General features: G+C 77.1%; 1 protein-coding gene. It reads left to right on the plus strand.

Features of this window, described 5'->3' with window-relative positions; all coding sequences use genetic code 11:
• Positions 1–1,395 (plus strand): hypothetical protein (locus ACFXA3_RS42525; RefSeq protein WP_385196896.1); only part of this gene is annotated, 1,395 nt, incomplete at both ends.

Genomic DNA, 1,395 nt, shown 5'->3' on the forward strand with positions numbered 1-1,395 from the left:
CGTCCGGGGCGCGCACCCGGGTCGCGGTCCTGGACCGGCCGCCCGTCGGCTCCCACCGCTCCGGTACCGGGGCCGCGGCCGGTGCCGGCGCCGGTGGCGCGGCCGGTGCGCCGGCGGCCGTCGAGGCCGAACTCGTCACCGCCACCGTCACCGTGACCGACGGCGACCCCGCCGGCCCCCGCCAGGAGCGGTTCGCGGAGCTCGGCCTGAGCCCCGCGCACCCCCGGTACGCCGCCTCCGTACTGGCCGCCGAATCCCTGCTGGTGACCCCCGGCGAGCCCTGGCCCGCAGCACTGCTGCCCCCCGACGCCTTCCTCGGCTCCGCCCTCTCCCGCCCCGTCCGCCCGGGCGCGGACCGCTGGGAGTCCATCGGCGCCGACAGCTTCCAGGGGCCGGTCCCCGCCGAACTGCTGCCCGTCGGCGGCGCCGAGAGCGCCGAGGACCCGGTGTCCGCCGACGTCGTCGGCATGGACCGGATGGCGCTGGTCCCCGAGGTCGCGCTGCTGTGCGTACCCGATCTGCTCTGGCAGTACGGCGAGAGCGCCCCCGTCACCGAGACCCCGGCACGCGAGCTCGCGGGCAGCTTCGCGCCGTGCCCGCCGGCGCCCGTCCCGCTCACCCTGCACCCGGCCCGGCCGCGCGGCCTGCTCCTGGACTCCGCCGCACAGCTGCCCGAGATCCTGCGGCGCCAGCAGCGGCTGGTCGCCCTGGCCGAACGGCAGCGCCGGTTCGTCGCCCTCCTCGACGTGCCGCCGGGGCTGCCCGTCCGCGCCGTCGCCCGCTGGCGCGCCGCCTTCGACAGTTCGTACGCCGCCGCCTACCACCCCTGGCTCGGGACCGTCACGCCCGAAGACCCCGACCGCCGGGCCGTGCAGGTCCCGCCCTCCGGCTTCGCCGCCGGGATCATCGCCGGGCGCGAGCGCAGCCTGGGACTGCCCTGGGGTCCCGCCAACGCACTGGCCGCCGACGCCGTGACCGCCTTCCAGCGCCTGGGCGACACCGACTGCGACGAACTGCACCTCCTCGGCATCGACGTGTTCCGCGCCGAGCGCGACGGCTACCGGCTGGCCTCCGCCCGCACCCTCTCCCGGGACCCCGACTACTCCCAGCTCAGCGTGCGCAGACTGATGACCATGCTGCGCCTCGCCCTGGACCGGCAGGCCCGGGCGCTCGCCTTCGAACCCCACACCCCGCAACTGCGCGACGAACTGCGCGGAGCCGTCGTCCACCTGCTGCGCGGCCTGTACCGCAGCGGGGCGTTCGCCGGCGACAGCGAGGACGGGGCGTTCTTCGTACGCTGCGACGAGCACCTCAACCCCGGCTGGTCGCAAGGGCTCGGACGGCTCGTCGCCGAGATCGGCGTGGCCCCCGCCCGGCCCCTGGAATACCTCGTCC

The sequence above is a fragment of the Streptomyces sp. NPDC059456 genome (assembly GCF_042750055.1).
GTDB lineage: Bacteria > Actinomycetota > Actinomycetes > Streptomycetales > Streptomycetaceae > Streptomyces.